The organism is Streptomyces sp. NPDC059010 (genome assembly GCF_042740355.1).
Lineage (GTDB): Bacteria > Actinomycetota > Actinomycetes > Streptomycetales > Streptomycetaceae > Streptomyces.
Genome location: NZ_JBHYJA010000008.1, coordinates 86,889 through 112,593 on the forward strand (window position 1 = coordinate 86,889; position 25,705 = coordinate 112,593).

At 72.9% G+C, this 25,705-nt stretch carries 20 protein-coding genes; 8 read left to right on the forward strand and 12 right to left on the reverse strand.

Annotation, left to right across the window (positions count from 1 at the left end):
• Positions 1 to 93: 93 nt before the first annotated feature.
• Positions 94 to 870 carry a hypothetical protein gene (locus ACFWYS_RS10445; protein WP_384765656.1) on the forward strand — a complete coding sequence of 259 codons (777 nt, stop codon included), beginning with the start codon at positions 94 to 96 and terminating at the stop codon, positions 868 to 870.
• Positions 871 to 920: 50 nt separating this feature from the next.
• Here ACFWYS_RS10445 and ACFWYS_RS10450 read toward each other — a convergent pair whose 3' ends face one another.
• The 8 genes from ACFWYS_RS10450 to ACFWYS_RS10485 all read right to left on the reverse strand — a co-directional run bounded on the left by ACFWYS_RS10450 (position 921) and on the right by ACFWYS_RS10485 (position 11,253).
• Positions 921 to 1,196, reverse strand: a complete 276-nt coding sequence (locus tag ACFWYS_RS10450; RefSeq protein ID WP_384765657.1) for a ribosomal protein L7/L12 — start codon at positions 1,194 to 1,196, stop codon at positions 921 to 923.
• A gap of 44 nt (positions 1,197 to 1,240) precedes the next feature.
• Complete coding sequence (locus ACFWYS_RS10455) at positions 1,241 to 2,044, reverse strand: GAF and ANTAR domain-containing protein (protein ID WP_384765658.1); 804 nt, start codon at positions 2,042 to 2,044, stop codon at positions 1,241 to 1,243.
• 138 nt (positions 2,045 to 2,182) lie between these two features.
• Entirely contained in the window at positions 2,183 to 2,989 is an 807-nt protein-coding gene (locus ACFWYS_RS10460; RefSeq protein WP_384765659.1) for a TIGR03943 family putative permease subunit, read from the reverse strand.
• Positions 2,986 to 3,990, reverse strand: a complete 1,005-nt coding sequence (locus tag ACFWYS_RS10465; protein WP_384765661.1) for a permease — start codon at positions 3,988 to 3,990, stop codon at positions 2,986 to 2,988. Before ACFWYS_RS10465 ends, ACFWYS_RS10460 begins: the two co-directional genes overlap by 4 nt.
• Before the next feature lie 306 nt (positions 3,991 to 4,296).
• Positions 4,297 to 5,667: a helix-turn-helix domain-containing protein gene (locus ACFWYS_RS10470; protein ID WP_384765663.1), complete on the reverse strand. Its 1,371-nt coding sequence runs from the start codon at positions 5,665 to 5,667 to the stop codon at positions 4,297 to 4,299.
• 275 nt (positions 5,668 to 5,942) lie between these two features.
• Complete coding sequence (locus tag ACFWYS_RS10475; protein ID WP_384765665.1) at positions 5,943 to 6,599, reverse strand: Uma2 family endonuclease; 657 nt, start codon at positions 6,597 to 6,599, stop codon at positions 5,943 to 5,945.
• 120 nt (positions 6,600 to 6,719) lie between these two features.
• A complete protein-coding gene (locus ACFWYS_RS10480; protein ID WP_384765666.1) occupies positions 6,720 to 7,376 on the reverse strand; it encodes a hypothetical protein in 657 nt (218 codons plus the stop codon).
• A gap of 121 nt (positions 7,377 to 7,497) precedes the next feature.
• On the reverse strand, positions 7,498 to 11,253 hold the full coding sequence (locus ACFWYS_RS10485; RefSeq protein WP_384765668.1) for a hypothetical protein: 3,756 nt from the start codon (positions 11,251 to 11,253) through the stop codon (positions 7,498 to 7,500).
• Between the two features lie 347 nt (positions 11,254 to 11,600).
• On the opposite strand from ACFWYS_RS10485, the gene ACFWYS_RS10490 reads away from it, so the two are divergent.
• Together ACFWYS_RS10490 and ACFWYS_RS10495 are read left to right on the forward strand one after the other, a co-directional pair.
• Positions 11,601 to 12,383 (forward strand): NPP1 family protein, encoded by a 783-nt coding sequence (locus ACFWYS_RS10490; protein WP_384765669.1) that lies wholly within the window; start codon positions 11,601 to 11,603, stop codon positions 12,381 to 12,383.
• Between the two features lie 241 nt (positions 12,384 to 12,624).
• The gene (locus ACFWYS_RS10495) at positions 12,625 to 14,601 is read left to right on the forward strand and encodes an Ig-like domain repeat protein (protein WP_384765671.1); all 1,977 of its coding nucleotides are present in this window, start codon (positions 12,625 to 12,627) and stop codon (positions 14,599 to 14,601) included.
• Here ACFWYS_RS10495 and ACFWYS_RS10500 read toward each other — a convergent pair.
• Entirely contained in the window at positions 14,591 to 16,525 is a 1,935-nt protein-coding gene (locus ACFWYS_RS10500; protein ID WP_384765673.1) for a hypothetical protein, read from the reverse strand. The two genes, ACFWYS_RS10495 and ACFWYS_RS10500, sit on opposite strands and share 11 nt — an antisense overlap.
• A gap of 180 nt (positions 16,526 to 16,705) precedes the next feature.
• Positions 16,706 to 17,896, reverse strand: a complete 1,191-nt coding sequence (locus tag ACFWYS_RS10505; protein WP_384765675.1) for a PP2C family protein-serine/threonine phosphatase — start codon at positions 17,894 to 17,896, stop codon at positions 16,706 to 16,708.
• A 120-nt stretch (positions 17,897 to 18,016) separates the two neighbouring features.
• Between ACFWYS_RS10505 and ACFWYS_RS10510 the strand changes: the two genes are divergently transcribed.
• A complete protein-coding gene (locus tag ACFWYS_RS10510) occupies positions 18,017 to 18,439 on the forward strand; it encodes a hypothetical protein (RefSeq protein WP_384765676.1) in 423 nt (140 codons plus the stop codon).
• A gap of 222 nt (positions 18,440 to 18,661) precedes the next feature.
• Entirely contained in the window at positions 18,662 to 19,609 is a 948-nt protein-coding gene (locus tag ACFWYS_RS10515) for a hypothetical protein (RefSeq protein WP_384765678.1), read from the forward strand.
• On the opposite strand, the gene ACFWYS_RS10520 is transcribed toward ACFWYS_RS10515, so the two are convergent.
• Positions 19,524 to 20,888 (reverse strand): PLP-dependent aminotransferase family protein, encoded by a 1,365-nt coding sequence (locus tag ACFWYS_RS10520; RefSeq protein ID WP_384765864.1) that lies wholly within the window; start codon positions 20,886 to 20,888, stop codon positions 19,524 to 19,526. The genes ACFWYS_RS10515 and ACFWYS_RS10520 overlap by 86 nt on opposite strands.
• A gap of 97 nt (positions 20,889 to 20,985) precedes the next feature.
• Here ACFWYS_RS10520 and ACFWYS_RS10525 point away from each other — a divergent pair, with 97 nt between their 5' ends.
• The 3 genes from ACFWYS_RS10525 (at position 20,986) to ACFWYS_RS10535 (ending at position 24,911) form a co-directional block, all read left to right on the forward strand.
• Positions 20,986 to 21,777 (forward strand): alpha/beta fold hydrolase, encoded by a 792-nt coding sequence (locus ACFWYS_RS10525; RefSeq protein ID WP_384765679.1) that lies wholly within the window; start codon positions 20,986 to 20,988, stop codon positions 21,775 to 21,777.
• A gap of 141 nt (positions 21,778 to 21,918) precedes the next feature.
• On the forward strand, positions 21,919 to 22,926 hold the full coding sequence (locus tag ACFWYS_RS10530; RefSeq protein ID WP_384765681.1) for an endonuclease/exonuclease/phosphatase family protein: 1,008 nt from the start codon (positions 21,919 to 21,921) through the stop codon (positions 22,924 to 22,926).
• Positions 22,927 to 22,967: 41 nt separating this feature from the next.
• Positions 22,968 to 24,911 (forward strand): FUSC family protein, encoded by a 1,944-nt coding sequence (locus tag ACFWYS_RS10535; RefSeq protein ID WP_384765682.1) that lies wholly within the window; start codon positions 22,968 to 22,970, stop codon positions 24,909 to 24,911.
• Positions 24,912 to 24,998: 87 nt separating this feature from the next.
• Here the strand turns inward: ACFWYS_RS10535 and snpA are convergent, their stop codons facing one another.
• Positions 24,999 to 25,655, reverse strand: a complete 657-nt coding sequence (gene snpA / locus ACFWYS_RS10540; protein WP_384765866.1) for a snapalysin — start codon at positions 25,653 to 25,655, stop codon at positions 24,999 to 25,001.
• Positions 25,656 to 25,705 lie beyond the last annotated feature (50 nt).

A 25,705-nucleotide genomic window follows, 5' to 3' on the forward strand; every position in this document is an offset into this window, starting at 1 on the left:
CCGGCGCGCTGGTGGACGTAGTGCCGTGGTGGTGCCTTAAGAACACGTACCCGGCCCTGGGCGCGTCCCCGTCCCCGGCACAGGAGGCTCGCGATGCCCCGTCCCCCGGCCCGCACCGTCATCGCCTCGACGCTCTCGGCAGCGGCCCTGCTGTCCGCGTCCGCGTGCTCCCTCGGCGACCTGGACAAGGCGATCAAGGGGGTCCCTGAAGCGGTCGCCCCCGCGGACACCTCCGCGCCGCCCACCCCGGCGGCAGCCCCCACCCTCACCGAGGCCCAGGCCCGTGCCGCCCTCATCAGTGCGGAGGACCTCGGTGAACCGTGGGTTCCCACCAAGGGCTTCGCGACCTGGCGGGACGCCATGCTCAAGGCCGACACCGAGAACGCCGACTGCAAGCGGCTGCTCGACGCCCTCTACGCGGAGGAGCTCTTCGGCCCCGACGCCCGTACCCGCGCGTCGGTCGGGCTGGACGACGAGTGGGACGAGGCCCAGCTGCGCTACCAGATCGTCGCCCACCGGCCCGAGGACCTGGACCGGACGCTGAAGTGGCTCGCCGGCCTGCCGGGCGAGTGCGGTGAGTTCACGGCGGTCGCGGGCGGCGGTGAGCTCACCGTCAAGGTGAGCGAGGCCGAGATGCCGGAGGTGGGGGACGCCCGGCAGGGACTGAGGATCGTCCTCGGCGCCGGCTCGGAGTACGACGAAGGGCCCGTGCTCACGGTGCACGTCGCCGCCGTCCGGGTGGGCGACGACGCGATCGCCATCACCAACGGCGGCCTGGGCGACGTACCCGCGGACGCCACCTCGGCGGCCGTCGAACTCGGCACCCACCGGCTGGCGGAGGCCAGGAAGCGCGGCAGGCAGGACGTCTGACGGATGCCGACGGACGTCTGGCGGGCGTCTGGGGGGCGTCCGGCGGGCGTCTAACCGAGGCGGTCGACCGCCTCCTTGGCCTCCTTCAGGCCCGCGCCGGTGATCTCCCGGTAGAGCTTGATCGCCGGGATCTGCTTGCCCTGCCGCACGAGCGCCACGACCTCGTCCATCCGGGGCTCCTGCGCACTCAGCCCCAAGTGGTCGAGAATCAGGTCGAGTTTGCGCTCGACCCGGGCCGCTCGCCGGTCGGCCTGCGAAATCCGGCTCTGGATGCTCCAGACCGCCGTGATGCCGACCACGAAGAAGAAGAGACCTGCTATTTCCATGGTTGACGATCCTAGGCACGCTCCGTACGCCCTGGTCCGGCGGCCTAGTCCCCGTCGGATTCCCCGTCGGATTCCCCGTCGGATTCCCCGTCGAAGTCCGCGTTGAAGTCCGCGTCGAACCGCAGCCGGTGTGCCACCACGTCCCGCGACACGTCCAGTGCCGTACGGCCGTAGGCGAACGCGTGGGCGCGCAGACGGGCCAGTGCCTCGTCGGTGCCGATGGCCAGTTGGGCCATGATCATGCCGGTGGCCTGGTAGACCAGGTTGTGGTCGGTGGCGAGGCCGCTCAGCCACTGGTCGTCCTCGGGACCGCCCGTCTCCTCGTCGCGCGGCAGCGCCATCAGCGCCACGGTCATCATCCCGGCCACCAGCCGCGCCGTCCGCAGATCCCGGTCGGTGAGGTCGCCAGGGGTGTCGCGGTAGAGGTCGAGCGTGCCCACGCACACCGTGTCGTTGCCGAGCGGCAGCGAGTACACCGCCTGCACCCCGGCGGCCGTGGCCTGCTGGGCGAAGACCGGCCAGCGCAGCACGTCCCGCCCGGCCGTCAGATCGCGGGCGAGCACGGGCGTACCGCTCTCCGCCGCCGACTGGCAGGGACCGTCGCCCAGGGTGGCCTGAATCTCCGTCACATACGCGGCCTGCGCACTGCTCGCCCCCAACTGCACGGGCAGACCGTCACTGTGCAGCGACACGCTCGCGCCGGTCACCGGCAGCAACTCCACGGCGACGTCGCACAACTGCCCCGGTACGTCTGCGGGACCCGCACCGCGTACCCGGTCGGCCCTCGCGTCCCCAGCACCGCCGCGCTCCGGCCCCGGCTCACCACGCTGCTCGTCTCTGGGCCGCACGGCAGCCTCCTCTTTCCGAGCGCGGCCTGCTTAGGTCGAATACGGCCCTCGGGGCCCTTCCACCGCTCCCCCCGGACGACGCCCGACTACCCCTGGCCCGCCCCGCGAAACCCCGTCGGCGGCCGCCGTCACAGCCTCTTAACGCTTCTCGTACGGGTTCGCCGGCTGTGCGACCCGCCGCACCGACCCCGCGTCCAGGACGGGCGGCCAGGCCCCGTCCGTACCGAGCGCGCCCTTGGGATGCCAGGTGCCGGTGACGGTGACCCAGGTGTCGGCGGGCGGCGCGTCCGCGCCCCGGATCTCCACCTTGCTGGTGGTGGCGTCGGCGGCGCAGCAGGCGACGAGGAGACGGGTGACGTACCAGGTGCCGTCGGCGTCGCGCGTGACGAACCCGGTCAGCCGCACGGTGCGGCCCGCCAGCGAACGTCCCTTGTCGTAGATCGCCCGCGAGCTGAATTCCCCCAGGGACAGCGGCACCGGGTTCCCGGCGGGCAGCGCGGGAAAGGTACCGACCCCTTGCGCCGCACGCTGAGCCGCCTCGCGTTCGGCGCTGTAGGAGCCGAGGGCGGGGGGAGGGAAGAGCAGGAGGGCGAGGGCGGGGAGGGTGAGGAGCCAGGCGACGCGGGGGCTATGGTGGCCGCCGTGCTGATCGTGGGCGTGGGAATCGTCGCTGTGCTCGCCGTGCTCGCCGTGCTCGCGTTGCTGGTCGCGGCCGGCGTGTTCGCCGTGCTCAGTGTGCTGGCCCTGCTCGGCGTGCGGTTCCTGTTCCGATCGCCCGACGAGCACCGCGGCCACCGCCAGCAGCACCAGCAGAAGCCCGGACACGACCAGGTACGGCCGTAGTCCCGCCTGCACGTACCGCAGATACAGCTCGCTGAAGAGCGAGATCCGCAGAATCGCCGCGCCCGTCAGGAGCAGCAGCACCGCCGGTCCGTGGCGCCTCACAGCAGCCACCACCCCACGAGCGCGCTGCTCGCCACGGCCACCACCCAGGTCACGGACGAGAACCGCAGGGCGAAGGACCGTCCGAAGGTGCCCGCCTGGAGGGCGATCAGCTTCAGGTCCACCATCGGCCCGACGACCATGAAGGCCAGCCGTGCGGTCGGTGAGAACCCGCTCAGTGAGGCGGCGACGAACGCGTCCGCCTCGCTGCACACGCACAGGACGACGGCCAGGAGGGCGAGCAGCAGGACCGACAGCCAGGGGGAGCCGGTGAAGAGGTCGAGTACGGAGCGGGGCACGGCGATGCTGAAGGTCGCCGCGGCCGCCGCGCCGAGCACGAGGAAGCCGCCGGCGTGCAGGAAGTCGTGCTGCAGCCCGGCGGTGAAGGCGCGCAGACCGGTGGCGGTGGGGTCGGTGTGCCGTTCGGGGAGCCGTAGCCACTTCTCGCGGCCGAACCGGGCCCAGAGCCAGCCCATCACCACGGCCGTGCCGAGCGAGGCGGCGAGCCGCCCCAGGACCATCTCCGGCTGCCCGGGAAAGGCGACGGACGTGGCGACCAGGACGACCGGATTGACGGCGGGTGCGGAGAGGAGGAAGGCGAGGGCGGCGGCCGGGGCGACCCCGCGTCGCATCAGGCTCCCGGCCACCGGCACGGACGCGCACTCGCAGCCCGGCAGAACGACACCGGCGGCTCCCGCGACGGGCACGGCGAGGGCCTGGTTGCGCGGCAGCAGCCGGCTGAACACCCGCTCCGGTACGAAGGCGCCGATCGCCGCCGAGACGACCGTGCCGAGCAGCAGGAAGGGCACGCCCTGCACCGCGATGGCCGTGAAGACGGTCCACCAGGCGGCGACGGGCGGGGTGTAGAGGTCGAGCGCGAGCACGGGGCCGAGGACCGAGACGACCGTGGCGATGGCGATGAGCGCGGTGCCGCCGAGCACGGCGTACACGAGCGCGCGTACGACGACACGCAGCCCGTCGACGACGGTTCGCCGATTCTCCACGCGCCTGTCCCCACCTGTCCGAACCCGTTCGAATACGCCTGCGCAGGCTAGCCGGTGGGAGCTGTTGGGGGCCTTGGGATCTTCAAGGAGAGGGCTGTGAGGGGGGCGGGTGCCGGGGTGCGGGGCGGAGGTGGGGGCGGAAGTGGGTGGGGCGCAGGCTGGTCGGTTGGGGCCTGTGGGGAGCCTTCGGGGCCTCACGGTGGGGGCTGTGAGGGGGACGGGTGCCGGGTTGCGGGGCGAAGATGGGGGTGGGGGTGGGTGGGGCGCAGGCTGGTCGGTTGGGGCCTGTGGGGAGCCTTGGGGGCCTCAGAGTGGGGGCTGTGCGGGGGCCGGGCCCAGGGTCGTGGTGCCGGGGGCCGTGCGGTGGCCGAGGCCCGTTCGGTAGGCGTCCAGGGCCGCCTCCACCCGGCCGGTGCGGCGGAGCAGGTCGCCCAGCAGTCGGCACAGGTCGGCCAGGTCGCCGGCCGCGCCCGCGCGTTCCAGCAGGCTGAGGGCGCGGACGTAGTGCTCCTCGGCGCTCTCGGTGTCGTGGGCGTCCTCGGCGATGATGCCGAGGAGGCGGTGGGCGGCGGCCGCGTGCAGGGCGCCGCGTTCGGGGCCGAGAGCCTGTCCGCAGGCTCTCGGGTCGCTGAGCACCTCGTGGAGCAGGGCGGCGGCCTCGTCGGACTTGCCGCGCCGGTGCAGTACGTCGGCGAGTTCGACGGCGACCTGGCTGGTGTAGAGGGCGGCGCGCCGGGCGGTGAGCATGGTCTGGGCCTCGCGCAGTTCGGCCTCGGCGCGCTCCAGGTCGCCGTGCTGGGCGTAGACGTAGCCGCGCATCCAGTGGCAGTTGGCGAGTTCGGTACGGATCTGGAGCTGCCGGTACAGCTCGGCGGCCTTGGCGAGGGAGGCGTCGGCCTCGGCGACCCGCCCCTCGGCGAGGAGGGTGCGGGCGACGGAGCGGTGCATCCGGGCGACCAGGGCCGGGTCGGCTGCCTTGGGGGCGAGGGCGAGGGCGTACTCGGCGGCCTGGGCGGCGCGGGCGTGGGCGCCCATGTCCATGTAGGGGCCGATGACGCTGGCGTAGAGCAGCAGCAGGGCGTCGGGGTCGTGCAGTCCGCCACGGTTGAGCTCGTCGAGAGTGGACTCCAACAGGTAGACGGCGTAACGGAGTTCACCGGCGAGGTAGTGCGAGACGGCGCGCCCGCGCAGGGCGGGGACACGGGCGGGCAGCGGGGCGTCGGCCTCGGCGAGAACCTGCTCGGCCCGCTCGAAGTGGCCCCGGGCGGTGGTGAGTTCGCCGACCTCGACGGCGCACTCGCCGAGCCCGAGCAGCGCGACGGCCTGTTCCTCGGCGAACCCGTCCGACTCGGCCTCCGCGAGCAGCGCGGCGTACTGCTCGGCCGCCGCCTCGGTGTCGCCGGTGGCGAGGGCGCGCTGGGCGCCGGTCAGCCGCAGCCGCAGGTCCGTGACGAGGTGCGCGGGGCGTCCGGTGAGCAGCTCCTCGAAGGCGATGCCGAGCCGCTCGGCGATGTGCCGCAGCGCGTCGTCGGAGGCGCGGACACGGCCTGCCTCCAGGGTGGAGATGTACGCGGGGGTGTACGCCGGCTCCGCCAGCTGTCTCTGCGTCAGCCCGCGGTCGGCCCGCAACCGCTGCACTCTCCGCCCGATGGTCCCGGGGTCGTCACGGTCCGACATCGCTCATCTCCCCCACCGTCCTCGCGTCCCCCACCTCGCCCAACTCTCCCTGGTCCCCTTGCCGTTCGAGTCCGACAGCCCCTAGGTTAAACCGAGGATTAAGCGTGGTTAACCCATGGCTGTTGCGAGGTCGCCGTGCAGCAACGCACCAGCACCACAGAGCGCTACACCCGAAGCTTCGCGGCCGCGGTGATCGCCGTGGCGACCCTGATTCTGGCGGCGAACGCGGGACCGGCCCGGGCGGCGGGTCTTCCGGGCCGGGAGGCGGGGCGGCCTCAGAACTCGGCGGTGTCCAGCTCGAAACCGAGCGGGGAGGGGAGCGGGACGGCGAGGCCGAGCTTGTACTTGGGGTTCTGGGTGTATTCGTCGCCGGACGGCTCGGAGTAGACGGTGACCTCCGCTTCATCGCGGTCGATCAGCAGGTAGACGGGGATGCCGGCGCGGGCGTAGCCGCGGATCTTCATGTGGCGGTCGCGGTCGGCGGTGCTCTTGGAGGTGACCTCGGCGACGAGGAGGACACCGGACGGGTCGTGCCACTCCTCCTGGTCGTCGAAACTGCCCTTCGGGGCGATCACCAGGTCCGGCTCGACGTGACCAGTGTCGGACGAGCCGGGGACGTTCAGGCCGATGCCGCCGTAGTTGCGCAGGGAATCATCAGACGCCTTCCGGCCGACCTGGTGATTGACCTCCGCCAGAATCTCCTCGTGCTCCCCGTTGGCCGGTGGCGTCACGTAGATCTCTCCTTCGATCAGCTCCACGCGCCAGCCCCGGGGGGCTGCCGCACTAAGGCGCTCGAAGGCTGTCTCTACGCTCGAATCCCAGTTGTCGGACACGCCACTGTCCGCGTCACTGTCGCCGTCAGGGTCGTCGTACGGACCATTAATGGCCTCGCCCTGATACCCCGGCATGATGATCGGCTCCGCCGTCGCCATGACAGTCCTCCTTCGCTCGACGCGACGCTCCCAGAGTAGACGCGGAGCTCGCACAAGGAATCCGGAGCCGATCACCCGAACGAGTGTGCTGTTACGTTTCCGCTCGCCGAGGGGCCGGGGTCAGCACTTCCACGTCGCCCAGTACCACTGCCCCTTCATCGAGCCGTCCGACAGCTTCACCGGCGTGTTGATCTGGACGCCCGTCGAGCCCTGGCCCGGGTAGTACCAGAAGTAGTGGCCGTTCTTGCGCTTGCCGTAGTGGACCTCCACCCAGCCCTGGGAGTGGCGCTCGTACGGGGCGAACCAGTAGCCGCCGGCCTCGTGGGCCGGGATGGTGCCCTTGAGGGTGGTGCCGGCGCTGGTGACCGTGCCCGCCTTCCAGGTCTCGGTCTGCGTGGAGCTGGCGGACATGCCGCCTGTGAGGACGTCCGAGAAGCCGGCCGAGACCTCCACCTTCGTCTCCTGCTGGAACGAGTACTCGGTGGAGCGGTCGGTCCGGAACGTGAGGTCGAAGCCCAGCGGCGTGCTGCCCGCGCAGTTGTTGACCGGGTTGCCGACCTGACGCCGCTTGCCCAGCGAGGTCCACGCATTCGTCTCGTGGTACTGGCAGGAGTCGGCCTTGCCGTTGTTGCAGTCCCAGATCACGTCCGGCTTGTCGTCGCCCCAGCCGGGGGTGGTGTTGGCGCTCGCCGTGCCCGTCGAGAGGGGGATCAGGGCGAGGGCGAGGGCGAGGGCTAGCGCACCGAAGCGGCCGCGGTTGGACTTGAGGAGTTTCATGGGGGGTCTCCCGTCGGATGTGCAGCGACGGGACGATCGTCGGCGGGGCGGGAATTGTTCGGCCAGCCCTGCCATCAGGTGAATCAATCCGCCCAGAGCAATACGTAGCAATACGCGGCGATCAATTCCCGCACACCCTCCGGTACGGCACATCCGGCAGGTACGTCCGCCACTGCGCCCTCGTCAGGTCGGCCCCCGGCGCCCGCGCCGCCCGCTCGCACACCCACGCCACCGCCTTCGACGGCGTGATCGTGTACTGCTGGAGCGGAACGTGCGCGCTCCCCGCGTACACCGTGGCGCTGTCGGCGCTGAACGCCACCGTGTCGATCGCCTCGCCGGGCGTCGTCAGCGGGCCGCCGAGCGGCTGGCGGGTGTCGATGTCCCAGAGCTGCAGCGTGCCCGCCTCGCCGCCCACCGCCAGCGTGCGTCCGTCGGGGCTGACGGCGAGGGCGCTGACCGCTTCGGAGCTGTCGTCGAGGGGGTCGTCGGCGGAGTCGCCGCGGGCCGGTGCGGGGAACACGTTGCGCAGGACGCCGAGCCGGTCGCGGACCTTGCCGTCCCACAGGGCCACCCGGCCCGTCTGGTCTCCGGCCACCAGGCGCGAACCGTCCGGGGAGAAGGCGATCGCCCCGATCTGGTCGCCCTGCACCAGGTCCCGGCCGGTGACCTTGCCGCCGGGCAGGGCCGCCGTCCGGTTGTCGCCGGCCAGGAGGCCGCCGTCGGGGCGGACGGCGAGGTGGCTGCTGGAGAGGGCGGGGAGGGCGGACGTCACGTGGTGGTCCGGCACGTCCCAGACCTCGTTCGACAGACCGCCGGTGGCGGGCGTGCGGGTGGCGTGGAGCGTGCGGGCCTTCGGGCCCAGGGCGATGGTGATCACCGCGCCGGCCGCTGTCCGCGGCGCCAGGTCCAGGGTCGTGCGGACGGCGCCCTTGCGGACGTCCCAGAGCGTGACGCGCTGCGCGGACGTCTCGTACCCGGGTGCCGAGACGCCGTATGCGACGGCCTTGCCGTCGGGGTCGTAGGCGAGCAGGGGGGTCGTGTACCCGGGGGTCACCGGGCGGGACGGGTCGGGGGAGGTGGGGAGCGGCGGGGACGGCAGTGTGTGCAGCAGACGGCCGTCGCGGGTGGAGCGCAGCTCGAAGACGTAGCGTTCGCCGGTGCGGCGCGCGGTGGTGAAGGTACGGCCGTCGGGGCTGAGCAGCACCTTGTCCATCGGGTCGGCCCGCCAGGCGGGCGTGAGGGAGCGTGAGACGTCCAGCGAGTGGACGGTACCGCCCTCCAGGTAGCGCAGGACCGGGCGCCCCGGGTCCCAGGCGAGGCCGCCGTAGAGGTGCTGGCTGTTCAGGGAGTGCCGGAACACCGGGGCGTCGACGCCGATCCGCCAGACCCTGACCTCCTCGCCGTCGGCGGTCGCGAGGAACCTGCCGTCCGCGCTGAAGGAGGCGTACCGCACTCCGGGGTCCGGGAGGTCGGCCAGCTGCTCGCCCGAGCGGACGTCCCAGACGCGCACCTTGCCGCCGGTCACCGCGGCGAGACGCTGTCCACCGCCGAGCGTCAGCAGCGCCCGTTCCTCACCGCAGACGTCGCCGACGCGCTCCCAGCGGCCGGGGACGGTGCGCCCCGTGTGCAGGTCGCGCACCTGCGGAGGGCCCGTGAGGGAGCAGACCGCGACCAGTCGGCCGTTCGTGTCGGGGGCCACCAGGGTCGGGCCCGCGGCCTCCGTGCCGAGCAGCGCTCGGCCGTCCGTGGCCGAGCGCACCCGGACCTTCGGGTCGTCGATGTCGCTGACGACGTAGGTGGGCCCGGCGAAGTCCACGAGCGCCGACTCGGGCAGCGCGGCGCCGGTCCAGCGGCCGGCCTTGGTGTCCCAGAGCCGGACGCCGTCGTCGCCGTGGACCGCGAGCAGCCGGCCGTCCGGGCTCGCCCCCGTCACCTGCCCGGCCTCCGGGAGCCGGCCCGAGTCGAGGCGGCGGTGCCGGGTCACGTCCCAGGTGCGCCAGGTGCGGCCCGCCACGCTGAGCAGGGTGCGGCCGGAGTCCGTCAGGAAGCGCGCCGGGCCGTCCCCGGGCGCCGGGTCCTGGAAGGTGTCCAGCTCCGGCTGGCCCAGCGCCCCGAGCAGCGCCCGCCGGGTCTCCGGCAGCCGGGCCACCCGCCAGGCGGCGACGCCGAGCAGCTGGGCGGTGCGCGGGTCGGTGGTGCGCAGGGCGTCGGAGACCTCGGCGATCCGGCGGGCCGCGTCCTCGGTGTGCTGCCGCTCGTTGTCGCGGTGCTGGGTCCAGGCGGCCAGGGAGACCACCAGGGCCACCGCCAGTACGGCGGACAGACCGGCGAGCAGGAACCGGGAGCGGCGGGCGGTGCTCGCGGCGAGCCGGTGTTCCGCCTCGCGGGCCGCCACGGCCGCCGTCAGGAAGTCACGCTCGGGTCCGGTGAGGATGCCGTCGTCGTCCGCGAACAGTTCCTCCGCCCGGGTCAGCCGGGTGCCCCGGTACAGGGCGCCGGGATCGCGGTCGTGCTCCAGCCAGGTGCGGGCCGCCTCGGTCAGCCGCCGGTGGTGGCGCAGCCGCTCGCGGTCCTCCTCGATCCAGCCGTGCAACCGGGGCCAGCAGGTGATCAGCGCCTCGTGGGCGAGGTGGACGCCCTCCTCGTCCGCCGTCAGCAGCCGGGCCCGGGCCAGCCGCTCCACCACCACGGCCACGTCCGGGTCGGCCCACTCGTCCAGCTCGGCCCGGGTCAGCGGGCGCCGGGTGTCGGGGGTGCCTTGGCCCGGTTCGACCATCCGCAGCAACAGCAGCCGGGCAGCGTCCGCCTGGGCCGCCGCCAGCTTGCCGTACACCTCCTCGGCGCTGGCCGCGATCGCGCCGCGCACTCCGCCCGCCGCCTGGTAGGCGGCCAGCGTCAGCATCCGGCCATGGCGCCGCCGCCAGGTCTCCAGCAGGGCGTGGGAGAGCATCGGCAGCCCGCCGGGCTCGTCCAGGACCTCCTCCACCAGCCGGGCGGTCAGCTCCCGCTCGACGAGGAGGCCGGCCGTCTGCGCCGGTTTGGTCACCGCCTCGCGCAGTTCGTCCGCCGTCATGGGGCCGACCAGCAGGCCGGCGCCGCGCAGGGCGTCCGCGAGTCCCCGGTGCTCGGAGCAGCGGGCGTAGAAGTCGGCCCGGACGGAGACCAGCACCCGCAGTCGGCGGGACGGGTCTCGGGAGGCCAGCAGCAGGTCGATGAACCGGGCCCGCTCCGCCCGGTCCCGGCACAGGGTGAAGACCTCCTCGAACTGGTCCACCACGACCCAGCTCTCCGGCTCGTCCTCGGCGGGGGCCAGCAGATGTCCGTACTGCTCGGCGGGGCGTGCCCCCGGGGTGAGCACGCGCAGCACCGCCGGGCGCTCCCGCCGGGCGATCTCCTCGCGCAGCCGGGGGATCAGCCCGGCCCGCAGCAGCGAGGACTTGCCGCTGCCGGACGCCCCGAACAGCACGGCGAGCCGGTGGTCGCACACCAGCTGGTTCAGCTCCTCCACCATGCGGTCCCGGCCGAAGAACAGCGCCCGGTCGCCCGGCTCGAACCGGGCCAGGCCCCGGTAGGGCGGCGCCGTGTCCTCGCAGTCCTCGCGGGCGCGGCCCATGACCTCGTCCTGGGCCTCCTTCCAGCGCGTCTCCCACTCCCCGGGATCGGCAGCGCACGCACGCGCGTACCCCCGCACCACGGCGAGCGACGGCAGCCGTTCGCCGGCCGCGGCCTGCGAGAGCGTCGTCGCGGAGAAACCGGCCGTCTCGGCCATGGCGCGGTACGAGGGGCTGCCGGCCGCCTTACGGAGCTCGCGCAGCCCGCAGGCGAGGCGCTGCACGGGTCCCGCATCGGGGTCCAGCGGTCTTTCGGGACGGCCCACAGGTCACCCACTTCCGTACGGCGATGCATATGTCCGGACATCAGGCCGAGACGGGTTCAACCTACGGTTCGCCGCGCTCCCCCGTGAACCGACTCAAGGTGTGCGGTTGATGACACCTACGGCCACCGGCGCCACCCCGGAGAACACGAGGTGAACGGTGTCCGAAGCGAAGGGCACACACCACGAACGCCGCGGACAACACCGCACCGGACACCCACAGGAAATTGATTGCCCTGATGAGAGGGGCTGCCGATCAACTCCGCGTTCCCCAGGCTCGGTCCCGATCGCCGGATTCCCGGCACGGAGCACGCCGGACGTCCGGCAGACCGAATCCCTGGAGAACCCGTATGTCGCAGACCGCCAAGTCCCGCAGGACGTCCCGCCTCACCAAGGCGGCCCTCGTCCTCGGCAGCGCCGCCGCCCTGACCGTCAGCCTGACGGGGAGCGCCGGCGCGGCCGTCCTGACCCCGCTGCAGCAGAAGGCCGGCACCTTCCAGCTCAAGTACATGCCGGACTTCGACTACGACTCGAACAGCTGCTTCCCCGCGGCGGCCGTCGACGCGAGCGGACGGCTCAACGGAGGCCTCAAGAACAGCGGGTCGATCACCGGCGCCTGCCGACACCCCAACACGGCCAACACGTACTCGCAGGCCTGGTGCAAGAACGGCTGGTGCGCCTACGTCTACGCGCTCTACTTCGAGAAGGACCAGACGCTCAACGGCGCCGACGCCTTCGGCCACCGCCACGACTGGGAGTCCGTCGTGGTCTTCCAGCAGCAGGGCAAGGAGAAGCCCAGCTTCCTGGCCGCGTCCCGCCACGGCGGCTACAGCACCCACCCGGTCAACGAGGTGCCGATGAACGGCAACCACGTCCAGATCGTCTACCACAAGGACGGTGCGAGCACCCATGCCTTCCGCTTCGCCAAGTGGGGCGAGCAGCCGGAGGCCATGGGCAGGTGGGACCACCCGGCCCTGGTCGACGTGCCGCAGATGGACGACGCACCGCGCAACGCCCTGTGGAACTCCAAGTGGGGCAAGGCCAACTTCCCGCTGACCGGCAACCTCCAGAGCAACATCAACAAGGCCCGTGAGGCCAACTCGGCGGCCAAGAGCCAGATCCCCGCGTTCTGACGCACCGCCGACACCGAACCGCCCCCGGCGGGGACACTCCCCCCTGTCCCGCCGGGGGCTTCCCCTGTTCACACCGGCTTGTTCACACCGGCCTCTTACAGACCGCTTAACCCGGCTGTCGGCGCCATGATCTAGCCTTCGATCGCTCTACGAGGAACAGGCAAGGGCCGCGCGGGCCGCCGCCCTCATTCACTCACACTCACTTCTTCGTTTCTTTTTCGTTCCGGGGGGTTCGAAAACCGTGCGCAGACGCACTCTCCCGGCCGCGACGGCACTCGCGGTCCTCTTCAGCTCGGTCGCCCTGGTCGCGGCCGGCACCGGGTCGGCAACCGCCGACTCCAGCACGCCCCTGTCCCTGAAGTCGACCGGCGACATCGTCGTCGACGGGGCCCACCAGCGGGTCTTCATCAGTGACCCGACCGCCGGTCAGGTCGTCGTCACCGACTACGCCGGCTCGGTCGTCGGCACCGTCGGCTCGCTGCCCGGCGTCCGCGGCCTGGAGCTGTCGGCCGACTCGGGCACCGTGTACGCGGCCGTGGGCGACGCCGACGCGATCGTGGCCATCGACACGGCGACCGCGACCGAGGCCCACCGCTGGTCCACGGGCACGGCCGACCCGCAGTACCTCGCCGCGACCGGCGGCAGGATCTGGTTCGGCTACGGCGGCGCCACCCAGGGCAACATCGGTTCGCTGGACCTCAGCGGCACCGACCCGGTCGTCACCCTGAACCAGGCACCCGCGAACGCCTGGTACTCCGCCCCGATCCTGGACGCCTCGGCCGGCGCACCCGGCACGCTGGTCGCGGGCGCCGCCGACCAGAGCCCGGTCGTCCTCGCGGTGTACGACGTCTCCTCGGGCACGCCGAGCCGGACGGCGTACGCCTTCGACCCGGGTTCCACGGGCGGCGGCAACCTCATGGACATGGCCGTCACGCCCGACGGCAAGGACGTCGTCACGGCCAGCGGCGCCCCGTACTACCAGGCGGTCTACAAGCTCTCGGACCTGTCCAAGGACGGCAAGTACGTCACCAACCCGTACCCGAACGCCGTCGACATCGCGCCGAACGGCGACGTCGCCGCGGGCACCAGCTCGACGGACGAGCCGGACGTCCACGTCTTCAAGCCGGGCACCTCGCTCCCGCTGAAGGAGTACAACCTCGGCACGGACCAGCTCACCGCGCGCGGGCTCGCCTGGGCGCCGGACGCCAGCAAGCTGTTCGCGGTGTCCCGCACCGGCGGCGACGCCTACGCGCTGCACGTCTACGACGACCCGACGAAGGTGGCCACCACCCTCACGTCGAGCGCCCCCGCCACGGGCACCCGCGGCACGTCCCTCACCGTCACCGGCACGCTGACCTCGTCGGCCGCGTTCCCGGCGGGCACCAAGGTCCAGGTCACCCGCACCGACGACGAGTCCCCGAGCGGCAGGGCCCTCGGCGAGGCGGCCGTCGCGGCCGACGGCTCGTACTCCTTCCCGGACACCCCGCCGGCCGGCGGCAAGGTGACGTACACCGTCTCCTACGCCGGCGACGCGGACCACGCGGGCGCCACCTCCACGAGCGCGGTGACCGTCGCCAAGAGCGCGGCCACGCTGACGCTGGACAACAACCTCAAGGTGTACGGCTACGGCAGCACCGTCACCTTCACCGCGCACCTCGGCGCCACGTACAGCAACCGCACGGTGGAGATCTGGGCCGACCCTTACGGCTCCGACAAGCCCAACGCCCTGGTGAAGAAGGGCACGGTCGACGCGGGCGGCAACCTGCTGGCCTCCATCCGTCTCACCCGCGACACCAAGGTCAGCGCGAAGTTCACGGGTGACACGCGGTACGCGGCGCGGACGACGACCAACACCGTCTACACCAAGGTGAGCGTCTCCTCGTCGCTGAGCGGCGCCTACAAGACGGCCACCGCCTGGAACGCGACGTACGCCTACTTCCACCAGTCCAAGGACCCGGTCTACAACACGTCGATGACGATGTACCCGGGCCGCAAGTACCAGTTCCAGATCCAGCAGTTCTACAGCGGTGCCTGGCACACGACGGCCACGGAGTACTTCGCCCTGGACCGCTACGGCAAGGACTCCGTCCTGCTGGACGACAACCCGCCCACGGGCGTCCGCTTCCGGATCCGCTCGTCCTACATCGACACGACGTCGGGCGACAACGTCAACGCGACGACGTACGGCGGCTGGAAGTACTTCACCTTCACCCGCTGACCTGCAACTGCCTCAGCTGCCGCAGGACGTTCTCCAGAGCGCCCCGCCGCCGTCCGGGCACCCGGCCCCGCAGTTCCGCGAGCAGGGCGCCGAGTTCACGGGCGGGGGCGGTGTCGTGGATCTGCCCCCACTGGTGGTGGGCCCGGTCCACCGCCGCCTCCACCGCGGGCGCGTCCGACGCCTGCCCCGCGGACAGCCGCGCCGAGGCGACCGTCAGCCACGTCCGGCAACTCCGCACCGGATCCCCCGCCAGCATCGCCAGATCCGCCCGCACCTCGATCCAGTGCAACGCCTCCTCGGAGGCAGGCCCATGCGTCCGCAACGCCGCCTGCTCATGATGAGCAGCCAACACCTCCGCCTCACTGTGCCGCCCCGACTCGACGGCAGCGGCAATATGAGCATGCGGATCGGCGGGCGCCGGGCTTGGGACTGGGAGGCGATCCGGGGCGGGGGCGGGGGTATGGGCGGGTGCCGGTGCGGGACTGTGCGCCGGCATCGGCGGAAGCACCTGCGCGGGGCGCGGCGCGGGACCCGGCTCCGGGCTCGGTGCGGGGCCTGGCCCAGGGGTCGACGCGGGGCTCGACGCAGGGCTTGGCATGGGGCTCGACGCAAGGCTCGGCTCGGGGGTCAGCGCGGGACCTGGCTCGGTGCTCGACGCACGGTTCGGCGCGGAGCTCGACGCGGGACCCGGCTCCGGATTCAGTGCAGAGCTCGGCGCAGGGCTTCGTACGGTGTGGTGCGCCGCAGCCGGTGCGGGACTCTGCGGAGACAGCTTCGCCAGGACCAGCGTGGGGTCCTGTACCGGGATCGACGCGGGGTCCTGTACCGGGATCGGTGCGGGAGCCTGTGCCCGAATCGGTGCGGGGTCCTGCGCCCGAGGCGGCTCGGCCGTCTGGGTCCGAATCGGCGCGGGAACCTGGGCCGGGAGCGGCGCCGAGGCCTCCGGCGGCAGCTCCGGCGAAGGCCGCACCGCGCCCGGCGCCCCCATCGGCCCGGGAACCTCCGGCGGCAACTGTGGCGAGACCTGCGCGGGAGGCTGCCCCGCGACCGGGCCCCCGAACTGCCCCCCGACCGGCCCGGCCACCGACCCCGGCGCCTGCCCAGCGAACGGCTCCCCGACCTGCCCAGTGAGCGGCCCCCCGACCTGCCCCCCGACCTGCCCAGCGTGCGGCCCCCCGGCCTGCTCCCCAAGTGGCCCGGCGACCGCCCCCGGCACCTGGACCGCGTTGTGCGGGCGGAGTTGCGGCGGGGTCTGGGCGGTGGCGGGGCTCGGTGGGGGCATCTGGGTGGGGCCCTGGGCCGTCAGGATGATGTCGGTGCCTACGCCGCCGTCGGGGGAGATCCGGGACAGTGCCTGTTGGTGGAGCTGGTCCAGGGGCGGGCGGTGGCCGCTGCGCAGCAGGGTCGCCACCGCCTTCATGTACGCCGGGCCCGCCACCGTACGGCGGCTCGGCGACGGGGCGATACGGCCGTAGACCGCGCTGTTGCGGCCCGAGTCGAGGGGGTTGGTGCGCAGCCACGCCCAGGTCTCGGTGTCGGCGTGCAGGTCGAGGAAGAGCGTGGTCGAGCCCGGTGCGCGCAGGCGGAGTTCCTCGCGGAACCAGTGCCAGGGGAAGCCCGTGTAGCGGACCGTCGACGCGGTGGTCCGGGCCAGCGCCAGGTGCGGCAGATGCTGGCGGCGGTCCAGGTGGAGCTGGCCCGTGACGAAGACCGTGAGCGGGGCGGGGGCGGCCGCGGCGGCGCGCAGGCGGGTGAGGACGGCCTGCGGTTCCAGGGGGTCGGCGAGCTCCACGACGTTCGCCGTGTCCGTGCCGGACAGCACCGTGGGCGGCACCGCGGCGAGGACGGGGAGCACGGAGGCGGCGTCCACCAGACAGCCCTTGCCCGCCGGCGCGGCGGCCAGCAGCAGCACGGTTCCGGGCATCGGTCCCTCCCCATCCCCCGTCGATCACGTACGGCAGCACCGTAACCGCTGCGGCTGCAAAGCGGGATCTCAGGACTGTTCACGCCCGATTCCGCCCCCATTCCCCACCTCATTCCCCACGCCAGTTCCTCACCTCGGTCCCCCACGTCCTCAGTCCCCCCATCTCATGCCCTCACGTCCTCAGTCCCCCCACTCCCGTTCGCCCACCTCCGTCCCCACACCCACCCTCCTCCGTACCGCGAACACCGTCGTGTCGTCCGCGAGATGCCCGCCGCAGTGCCGCAGTGTCCGTTCTCGGACGAAGGCGACCAGGCGGGCGGGGCGGGCGATGGCGGGGTCGGCGGTGACGGCCGCGTCGACGTCGGTGGTGAGCGGGTAGAAGGTGCCGTCGTCGTCCCGGGCCTCGGTCACGCCGTCCGTGGTCAGCAGCAGCGTCTCGCCGGGGGCGAGCGGCACCCGGAGCACCGGTGGCGGTCCGTCGGCGGGGACGAGTTCGCCGTAGCCGAGGGGCAGGCCGTGTTCGGGCGGCAGGGGCCGTACGCCGTCGGGCCCGACGACCAGCGGGGCGTCGTGGCCGAGGACGACGGCGTCCATCGTGCCCGGCCGCTCCTCGGGGAAGCCGAGCAGTACGGCGGTGGCGAACCGGTCGCCCTCCTCCCTGCCCAGCGCCGTCCGCATCCGGATGTGCCGCTGCATCCGCACCTCAAGCCGCAGCGCGACCGCCGTCAGGTCCGCCTCGTGATACGCGGCCTCACGGAACGTGCCGAGCAGCGCGGCCGCCGCCTCCACCGCGCCGAGCCCCTTGCCCTGGACGTCGCCGAGGATGACGCGGGTGCCGTGCAGGCCGGTCTGGATGTCGTAGAAGTCGCCGCCGACCCTGGCCTCGCTGTCGGCGGAGAGATACACGGCCGCGTGGTCCAGGCCGCCCCAGCCCGGTGGCAGCGGGCGCAGCACGGTACGGCGGATCGTCTCGGCGACGTCCTGCATGTGCAGCATGCGCTGCTCGCCGCGCACCCGGACCACACAGGCCAGTGTGGCGAGGACACCGCCGATGCCGGCGAGGACGAGGTCGGGCAGGCCGGCCTGGTACTCGTGCGGCAGGACGGCGTCCGCGGCGATATAGGTGGCGGGGGCGAGCACCGCGTACACGGCCGTCCCCCACACCCCGCAGATCGCGGCGGCGATACCGGGCACCAGCACGATCCAGGACAGGATCCGGAAGTCGCTGCTGGTGCGGAAGTCGACCAGCACGATGCCGACGAGCAGCAGCAGCGGCGGCAGCCAGGTGACACTGCGGCCGCGCACCCGCAGCAGCTGCGGCGGGCGTGCGCCGCCCACCGGGCTGGCCCCACCGTCGCTGACGGCCCTCATGCGCCTCAGACAAGCACGACGTTCAGTGCGCCGCATCCGGGTACCCGTGACCGCCGACTTGCCAGGCAGCCCCCTCAGGTGTGCCCTTGTTGGCGGGGGCGAGGAGAGAGGAGTGCTCTCATGGCTCATGCGGCACCCGCGTCGGGCCCTCTGCCCGACGTCTTCAGTGAGCGGACGCACCGCATCGCGAGCGTCGCCGTACCGGTCGTCCTCGGTCTGATCTACGGCTACTGGGCCGCGGCGAACCGGCGCTCAGGCGGCGAGATCACCGGCTGGAACCTGCTTTTCGGCTTCGTCACGGCGATCGCGTTCATGGTGCTCTACGTCGCCGTACGCGAGATCGCCTCACGCTCCATCCGCGAGGTGCACGCGATCCTGTGGGCGGCCTTCGTCGGCGGCGGCTTCGGGTTCCTGTACAGCCAGAGCGGCAACACCGTCCTGAAGTCCGCGGCGATGGGGCTGGCGGTCGGCGCGGCCTGCTTCGTCGTGCTGTTCTACCGCTACTACACGCACGAGGACGCCGAGGGTCATCGCACCGGGTGACGGACGCGTGCGACGAACCCACGGATCGGCCCCGGCCACCTCGGCGCCGGGGCCGACCCGTTCCCCTTCATCCACCCACGGGGTCGTGCACCGCAGGGGCTCCTGGCTCCCCTGATCCATGAGACACCCGTTCGGGTGAACGCTCCACCGGAGGGCGGAACCGTGCCGCCGTATGCAGGCACAGCGCTGGCGCTCCCGGCCCGGTGACCCTTGCCTGAAAAGGTGCCCACCCGCCTGCGGAACGCCCGGAACACCAGGAACGCCCGGCACGGCCTGTCGGCAGCGCTCATCGCGCTGGCGTGCCTGCTGGTGCCGTTCGGCGCGCTGGCGGCCTGGGTGACGTACGGGCTCGCGGACACCGGCCGCTATGTGACCGCGATGGCGCCGCTCGCCGCGGATCCGGCGGTGCAGGGCGCGGTGGTGGACACCGTCGGGGCCGGGATCGTGCACGAGGTCGCGCCCCGGCTCGACCACGAACTCGGCGCCCGTGACGAACGGGGCGCGGTGCGGCCCTTCGTCTACGACGCGGTGCGCTCGTTCACCCGGACCGAGGCCTTCCACACGGCGTGGGAGGCCGGCAACAGGGCGGTCCACGACGCCGTGCTGAGGGCCCTTGAGGACGGGCGCGACCGTACGGTCACCGTCGACCTCGCCCCGGTCACCGCGCAGGTCAAACGCCAACTCGCCGACGACAACATCCCGTTGGCGCAGCGCATCCCGGTCGAGCACACCGCGGTCCCGGTGCTCCCGGCACAGGAGCTGGACCGGCTCAGGAAGGGGTACCAGGTGCTGGAAGTCGCCGGTTTCTGGCTGCCGGTGTCGGCCGCCGTGCTCGCCGCGACCGGTATCGCCGTCGCCGCCTGCCGCCGTCGCGCGGTCACGGCGACCGCGCTGGGCACGGCGCTGGGCGGTGCGTTCCTGCTGCTGGCGGTGGCGATCGGCCGCCGGCTCACGCTGGCCGACCTGCCCGAGGCGGCCCACCGCCCGGCCGGGGGCGCGGTCTACGACGCCCTGACGCACACCCTGCGCTCGGTGTCCTGGCTGCTGATCGCCCTCGGCCTCGCGGTGGCCCTGGCCTGCCGGCTCACGGAGTTCCTCGCGCGACGTCGGCGAGCGTCCGCAGCGCCCGCCGCAGATCCGGCTCCGGGGCCGACGCGAGCCCGAGTCTGACGGCGTCGGGGGTGCGGCTGGGGTCCACCACGAAGGCGGGTCCGGGCGTGACGGCGATGCCGTGCGCGGCCGCGGCGGCCGTGAAGGTGTCCGCGCGCCACGGTGCGGGCAGCTCCCACCAGGCGAAACAGGCGCGCGGATCGGACCGTACGGCGAATCCGCGCAGTTCCTCGCCGACGATGCGCTGCCGGTGCCCGGCGTCCGCCCGCTTCGCCGCGACCAGCCGCCGTACCGTGCCGTCCCCGATCCACCGCACGGCCGCCTCCATCGCGAACCGCCCCGCGCTCCACCCACCCGACCGCACGGCCGCCGCTACCGCCTCGACCCGTTCCCCGGGTACGACGACGAAGCCGACGGTGAGCCCGGGGGCGACCCGCTTGGAGAGGCCGTCGACGACATGGGTGAGGCCGGGTGCATGGGCGGCGAGCGGAGCGAGATGGGGGTACCCCCGGCCGGAGGCTGGGGGAGGGTCGGGCGACGGGTCGGCGAGAAAGGACCAGATGCGGTCCTCGACGACGGGGATGTTCAACTCGCTCACGACGGCGGCGAGTTGACGTATTCGCTCCTCGTCCGTCGTGAAGGACGTCGGATTGTGCAGCGTCGGCTGGAGGTAGAGCGCGGACAGCGGGGTGCCGCGATGCACGGCGGCGACGGAGTCCGGACGCACCCCGCCCTCGTCCGCCGCCAGCGCGACCAGGCCGATGCCGAGCCGGGCGGCGATCTCCTTGACCAGGGGATACGTCAGCGGCTCGACGCCGAGGCGGCCGCCGGGCCGGACGAGGGAGGCGAGGGTGGCGGCGATGGCCTGACGGGCGTTGCCGGTGAACAGGACCTGGTCGGGTGCCGGGCGCCAGCCGGGGGTGGCGAGGAGGGTGGCCGCGGCCTCCCTGGCGGGCGCGGTGCCCGTGGCCGGGGCCGGGCGCAGGGCGTCGGTCAGGACGTCGGGGCGCAGCAGCGGGGCGAGGGCGGGGGCGAGCAGCTCCGACTGGCCCGGCGCGCAAGGGTAGTTGAGCTCCAGGTTGACCGGCGCCGCGGTCGCGGCCTCGACGAGCGCCCGCCCGGTCGCCGCCGGAGCGGCCCGTACGAAGGTGCCCCGGCCGACCTCGCCGACGACCAGCCCGCGCCGTACGAGCTCGGCGTACACCCGCCCCGCCGTCGACCCGGCGATCCCGCGCCGCCGCGCGAACACCCGCTGCGGAGGCAGCCGTTCACCGGGCTTGAGCCGCCCGGCCGCGATGTCGTCGGCCATGCGGTCGGCAAGGCGCCGGTAGTCGTCCACGAACTCCCCCATGCACAGGCTGATCGAAATCCCCGGATTGCACCGAGGGCAAAGATCTTATTGCACCGAGGAGTTGGGGCGATCTAGGGTCGTCCACATGAGCCCGTTCCTCGCATACGAGGACAGAGGCACCGATAATGCGTCGGTCCCCCTGGTCCTCGTCCACGGCCATCCCTTCGACCGCACGATGTGGTCCCCGCAGATCGAGGCGTTCTCCACCGCCCGCCGCGTCATCGCCCCCGACCTGCGCGGCTACGGCGCCTCCCCGGTCGTGCCGGGCAGCACCCCGCTCTCCGTCTTCGCCGCGGACATCGAAGCCCTGCTGGACGACCTGAAGGTGGAGACCTTCGTGCTGGCGGGCCTGTCGATGGGCGGCCAGATCGTCATGGAGTGCTACGACCGCTTCCCCGAGCGCATCCGCGGACTGGTCCTCGCGGACACCTTCCCGGCGGCGGAGACGGCCGAGGGCAAGCGGGTCCGGGGCGCCATGGCGGACCGGCTGCTGCGCGAGGGCATGCGCGGATACGCCGACGAGGTGCTGGAGAAGATGGTCGCGCCGTACGCGGACGCCCAGGTCAAGGCCCATGTCCACGGCATGATGACGGCGACCGCGCCCGAGGGCGCCGCGGCAGCCCTGCGCGGCCGCGCCGAACGCCCCGACTACCGCGTCCTGCTGACCCGCGTCACGGTCCCCGCCCTGGTCGTCGTGGGCGCCGACGACGCCTACACCCCCGTCTCCGATGCGGAGGCGATGCACGCGGCGCTCCCGGTCTCGGCCCTCCGGGTGATCGAGGGAGCGGCCCATATGCCGAACCTGGAACGGCCGGGGGAGTTCAACGAGGCACTGGGGGAGTTCCTGGCCGGGATCGACGCCGGGTTCGACGCCTGATCCGTACGCCGGCCACGAACCGCTCACCGTCATGTTCGGCACGGCCACGATCCCGATCCGCCCGGCACGCAACCTTCGCCCCATGGCCCACGTCTTTGAGGGATGATTCGGGCATCCCACCCATGAGCGGAAGGCCGGGCCTTGGACACTGCGGCTGCCGAGTGGACGAGCGCCGGCGACACCGGTGAGCGACGGGGCTGTGGCCGGCTGCTCGGGGCCTGGTTCGCCGGGCTGTTGCTCGCCGGGGTCGGGGTGACCGTCGGGTTCCGGGTCGCCGACGGCGACGGGCTCACCCCCGTCCCGCAGCTCCTCGCCTTCCTGCCCTGGCTGCTGGTGCCGACGGGCGTCGCGCTGCTGCTGTCGCTGTTCGCGCGCTGGTGGACCGGCCTCGTGGGGGCTGTCGTACTGCTCGGGCTGCTGGCCTGGTACATCGAGCCGTACGGGAAGATCGGCGATCCGGACGGGACCGCGGTCGCCTCGCTGCGGGTGCTGACCTCGAACGTCGAGTTCGGGCACGCCACCGACGCACTGGTCGCCGCGGTCCGCCGGGAGAAGCCGGACATCGTGTTCGTCCAGGAATGCGAGCAGACCTGCGACGCCACCCTGCGCGACGCCCTCAGCACCGACTATCCGCACCGGGCGGCCCGGATCGCCGACGGCTCGAAGGGCTCGGTCGTCCTCAGCCGCTTCCCGCTCACCTCCGCCGACCCCGTCCCCGGCACCATGGCCATGCCCGGCGCCGTCGCCGACGTGCGCGGACACGCCGTACGGCTGCAGCTGGCGCACCCCATGCCACCGCTGCCCGGCCGCACCGGCCTCTGGCGCCGGGAGCTCGGCGAGCTGCGGGACTTCGCCGCGGACACCGGCACCGACGGCACCCCGCTCGTCCTCGCCGGTGACTTCAACGCCTCCCAGGACCACGCCGCCTTCCGCCGCATCCTCGACACCGGCCTGCGCGACGCCGCCCGCCTCACCGGCCACGACCGCACCCCCAGCTGGCCCGCCCGCACCACACCCACCTTCGGCGCGCAGATCGACCACGTACTCCTCTCACCGCACTTCGCCGCCCGCACCACCCGCTTCCTCGACCTCCCCGGCACCGACCACCGCGCCCTGCTCGCCGACGTCACCCTCCACCAGCCCGGATGAGGTGACCGACGAGCCGAACAAGGGTGCTCATAATGGGGCGCATGTCCCGCGAGTTCCCCATCGGCCTCACACCTCCCGACTGGCTGGTGCGGAACCTCCGGGCCCAGCCGGCCCCCGTGAACCGCCCGGCCCTGGTCCGCGCCTCCATCGCACTGGCCCTCCCCCTGGCCGTCGGCCTCGCCGCCGGCCGCCCCGAATACGGCGCGCTCGCCTCCATGGGCGCCCTCAACGGCGTCCTCAGTGACACCGCCGCCGCCTATCGCGTCCGCGTCCCCACCATCGCAATCCCCCAGCTCTTCGGTGCCGTCGGCGTCACCCTCGGCACGCTGGTGTACGGCCGCGGCTGGATCGCCGTCGTCGCCGTCACCGGTGTCGCGCTGGTCTCCGGGATGATCTCGACGATCGGCGCGGTCGCCTCCGTGTCGGGGCTGTTGCTGCTGCTGACCTGCGCGATCGGGGCGGGGCTGCCGTTGCCGGGCGAGTGGTGGCTGGCGCCGCTGCTGATGGCCGGCGGCGGCCTGCTCGTCCTGCTCCTCGCCCTGCTCGCCTGGCCGCTGCGGTCGGGCGTGCCGGAACGCAAGGCCGTCGCGGACACCTACCGTACGGTCGTCGAGCTGCTGACGGCCGTCGGCGGCGGCTCCCAGGCGTACGACAAGGCCCGGCACACCGTCACCCAGTCCCTGAACCAGGCGTACGACACCGTCCTCGCCCACCGTGCCCGCCACCACGGCCGCAGCCCCGAACTGACCCGGCTGCTGGCCCAGTTGAACGCCATCACCCCGGTGGTGGAGGCCGCCCCCGCCGCGCACCTCACCGGCACTCCGCTCCCGCCCGAGCTCCCGGAAGCCGTACGGCACCTCGCCTCGGCCGTGGAGACCGGCTACACGGGCCCGATAGGGCTGAAGCTGCCCACGCCCGCCAGCGAGACGGGCCGCGCCCTCGACCACGCCCTGCGGCACGCCGCCGAGGTGGTCACCGTCCCGGACGTCGACCCGCGCGGCATCGACGACCGCCTGGGCCGGCCGGCCGCGCTCGGCATCCGTACCGCCCGCGCCGCCCGCAACGTCGCTCTCTCCGCCGGCTCCTGGCGCTACGGCCTGCGCCTCGCCCTGTGCATCGGCCTGGCCCAGATCCTGGTGTCGATCATCCCGGTCCCCCGTTCCTACTGGATCACCCTGACCATCACCTTCGTCCTCAAGCCCGACTTCGGCTCGGTCTTCTCCCGCGCCCTGCTGCGCGCCCTCGGCACGGTCGCCGGGCTGGTGATCGCGGCGGCGGTGCTCGCCCAGGTGCCGCGCGGCTGGGCGGACGTACCGACGCTGATGCTGCTCGCCCCGCTGATCCCGGCGCTCACCCCGCGCGGGTACGGCTACCAGACGGCCGCCATCACCCCGGTGATCCTGCTCCTGTCGGACGTCCTGAACCGCGAGGGCACCGCACTTCTGCTGCCCCGCCTGGTCGACTCCCTGCTGGGCTGCGCGATCGCGCTCCTCGCCGGGTATCTGCTGTGGCCGGAGAGCTGGCACACGAGAGTCGGCGACCGCCTGGCCGACGCCGTCGACGACACGGCCCGCTATGTGGAGGCCGCGTTCGGCCCGGACCCCGCGGACCCCCCGGCCCGCGCCCGGATGCGCCGCCGCCTCTACCGCAACCTCTCCACCATCCGCACCGAGTTCCAGCGCGCCCTGACCGAACCGCCCCCGACCGGCCGCCGGGCCGCGGCGTGGTGGCCCCTGGTCGTCGCGGTGGAACGCATCGTGGACGCGACGACCGCCGCCCGGGTACGCGTCCGCTACGGCGCGAGCCCGCCCGCCCCGGCCGAGGTGACCCAAGTGGCCCGCCAGCTGCGGGAGTTGGCCCAAGGCGTACGGGAGGCGGAAACCCTGTACGAGGTCCGCACCGACCTCACGGGCCCACCGGACAGCGTCCTTGAGCCCCTGCGCCAGGAGGTGGCGGCGGCCCGCGCGATCACGTCCCCGCACTGACCGGGGCCCGGGAAAAACACCGGCGCGGCCGCCCCGTGCAGGAGGGCGACCGCGCCATGTGGGGGGTGGGTCAGACGACCGGCGCTGCTAGCGCCCGGCCTTTTCCAGGGCCTTGTCCATCGCGGCGGCGAGCCCGTTGGCCCACAGCTGATCGACCTTGGCCTTCTCGTTGGCGTCCGGCTGCGAGTTGGTGCAGGACGTACCGGGCCCGCCACCCGACATCAGCTCACTGCACGGCCCCTCGTAGTGGTCCGGCAGACCGAGCACGTGCCCCGTCTCGTGTGCGGTGACGCGAGTCGAGTCGTACTCCTTGTTCTGCGCGTAGTCGAGGAAGATGTAGCCCTTGCCGTGACCGTCGGTCGAGGCGTACGAGCCGCGCGAGTCATTGCCCTCGCGGTAGGTGAAGTCGGCGTTCGAGCCCTCCTGGAGCTTCACGTTGGACACCGAGCCGTTCCATATCTCGGTGCTGCGGGATATCTCGGCGCTGAACGTCGGCGCCGCGGAGGCGTCGTAGGTGACGGTGACGGCCGCGGCCCTCGGGTTCGCGGCACGCTTCTCGGCGACCGACTTCAGCACGGCCTGGAAGAAGGCCTTACTGGCGTCGGAGTCGGCGGACTTGGCGACGTAGGCGGCCTGGGCGGTCTGGGCCGGAGCCGCCGTCGCCGGAACGGCCGTACCGAGGCCGAGACCGGCGACACTGAGACCGACCGCCATGGCCGTACGGGCGGACAGGGACATGGACATGGACGTACGCATTGATGACTCCTAGGTGGGGGGTGAGTCGTCAAGGCGAG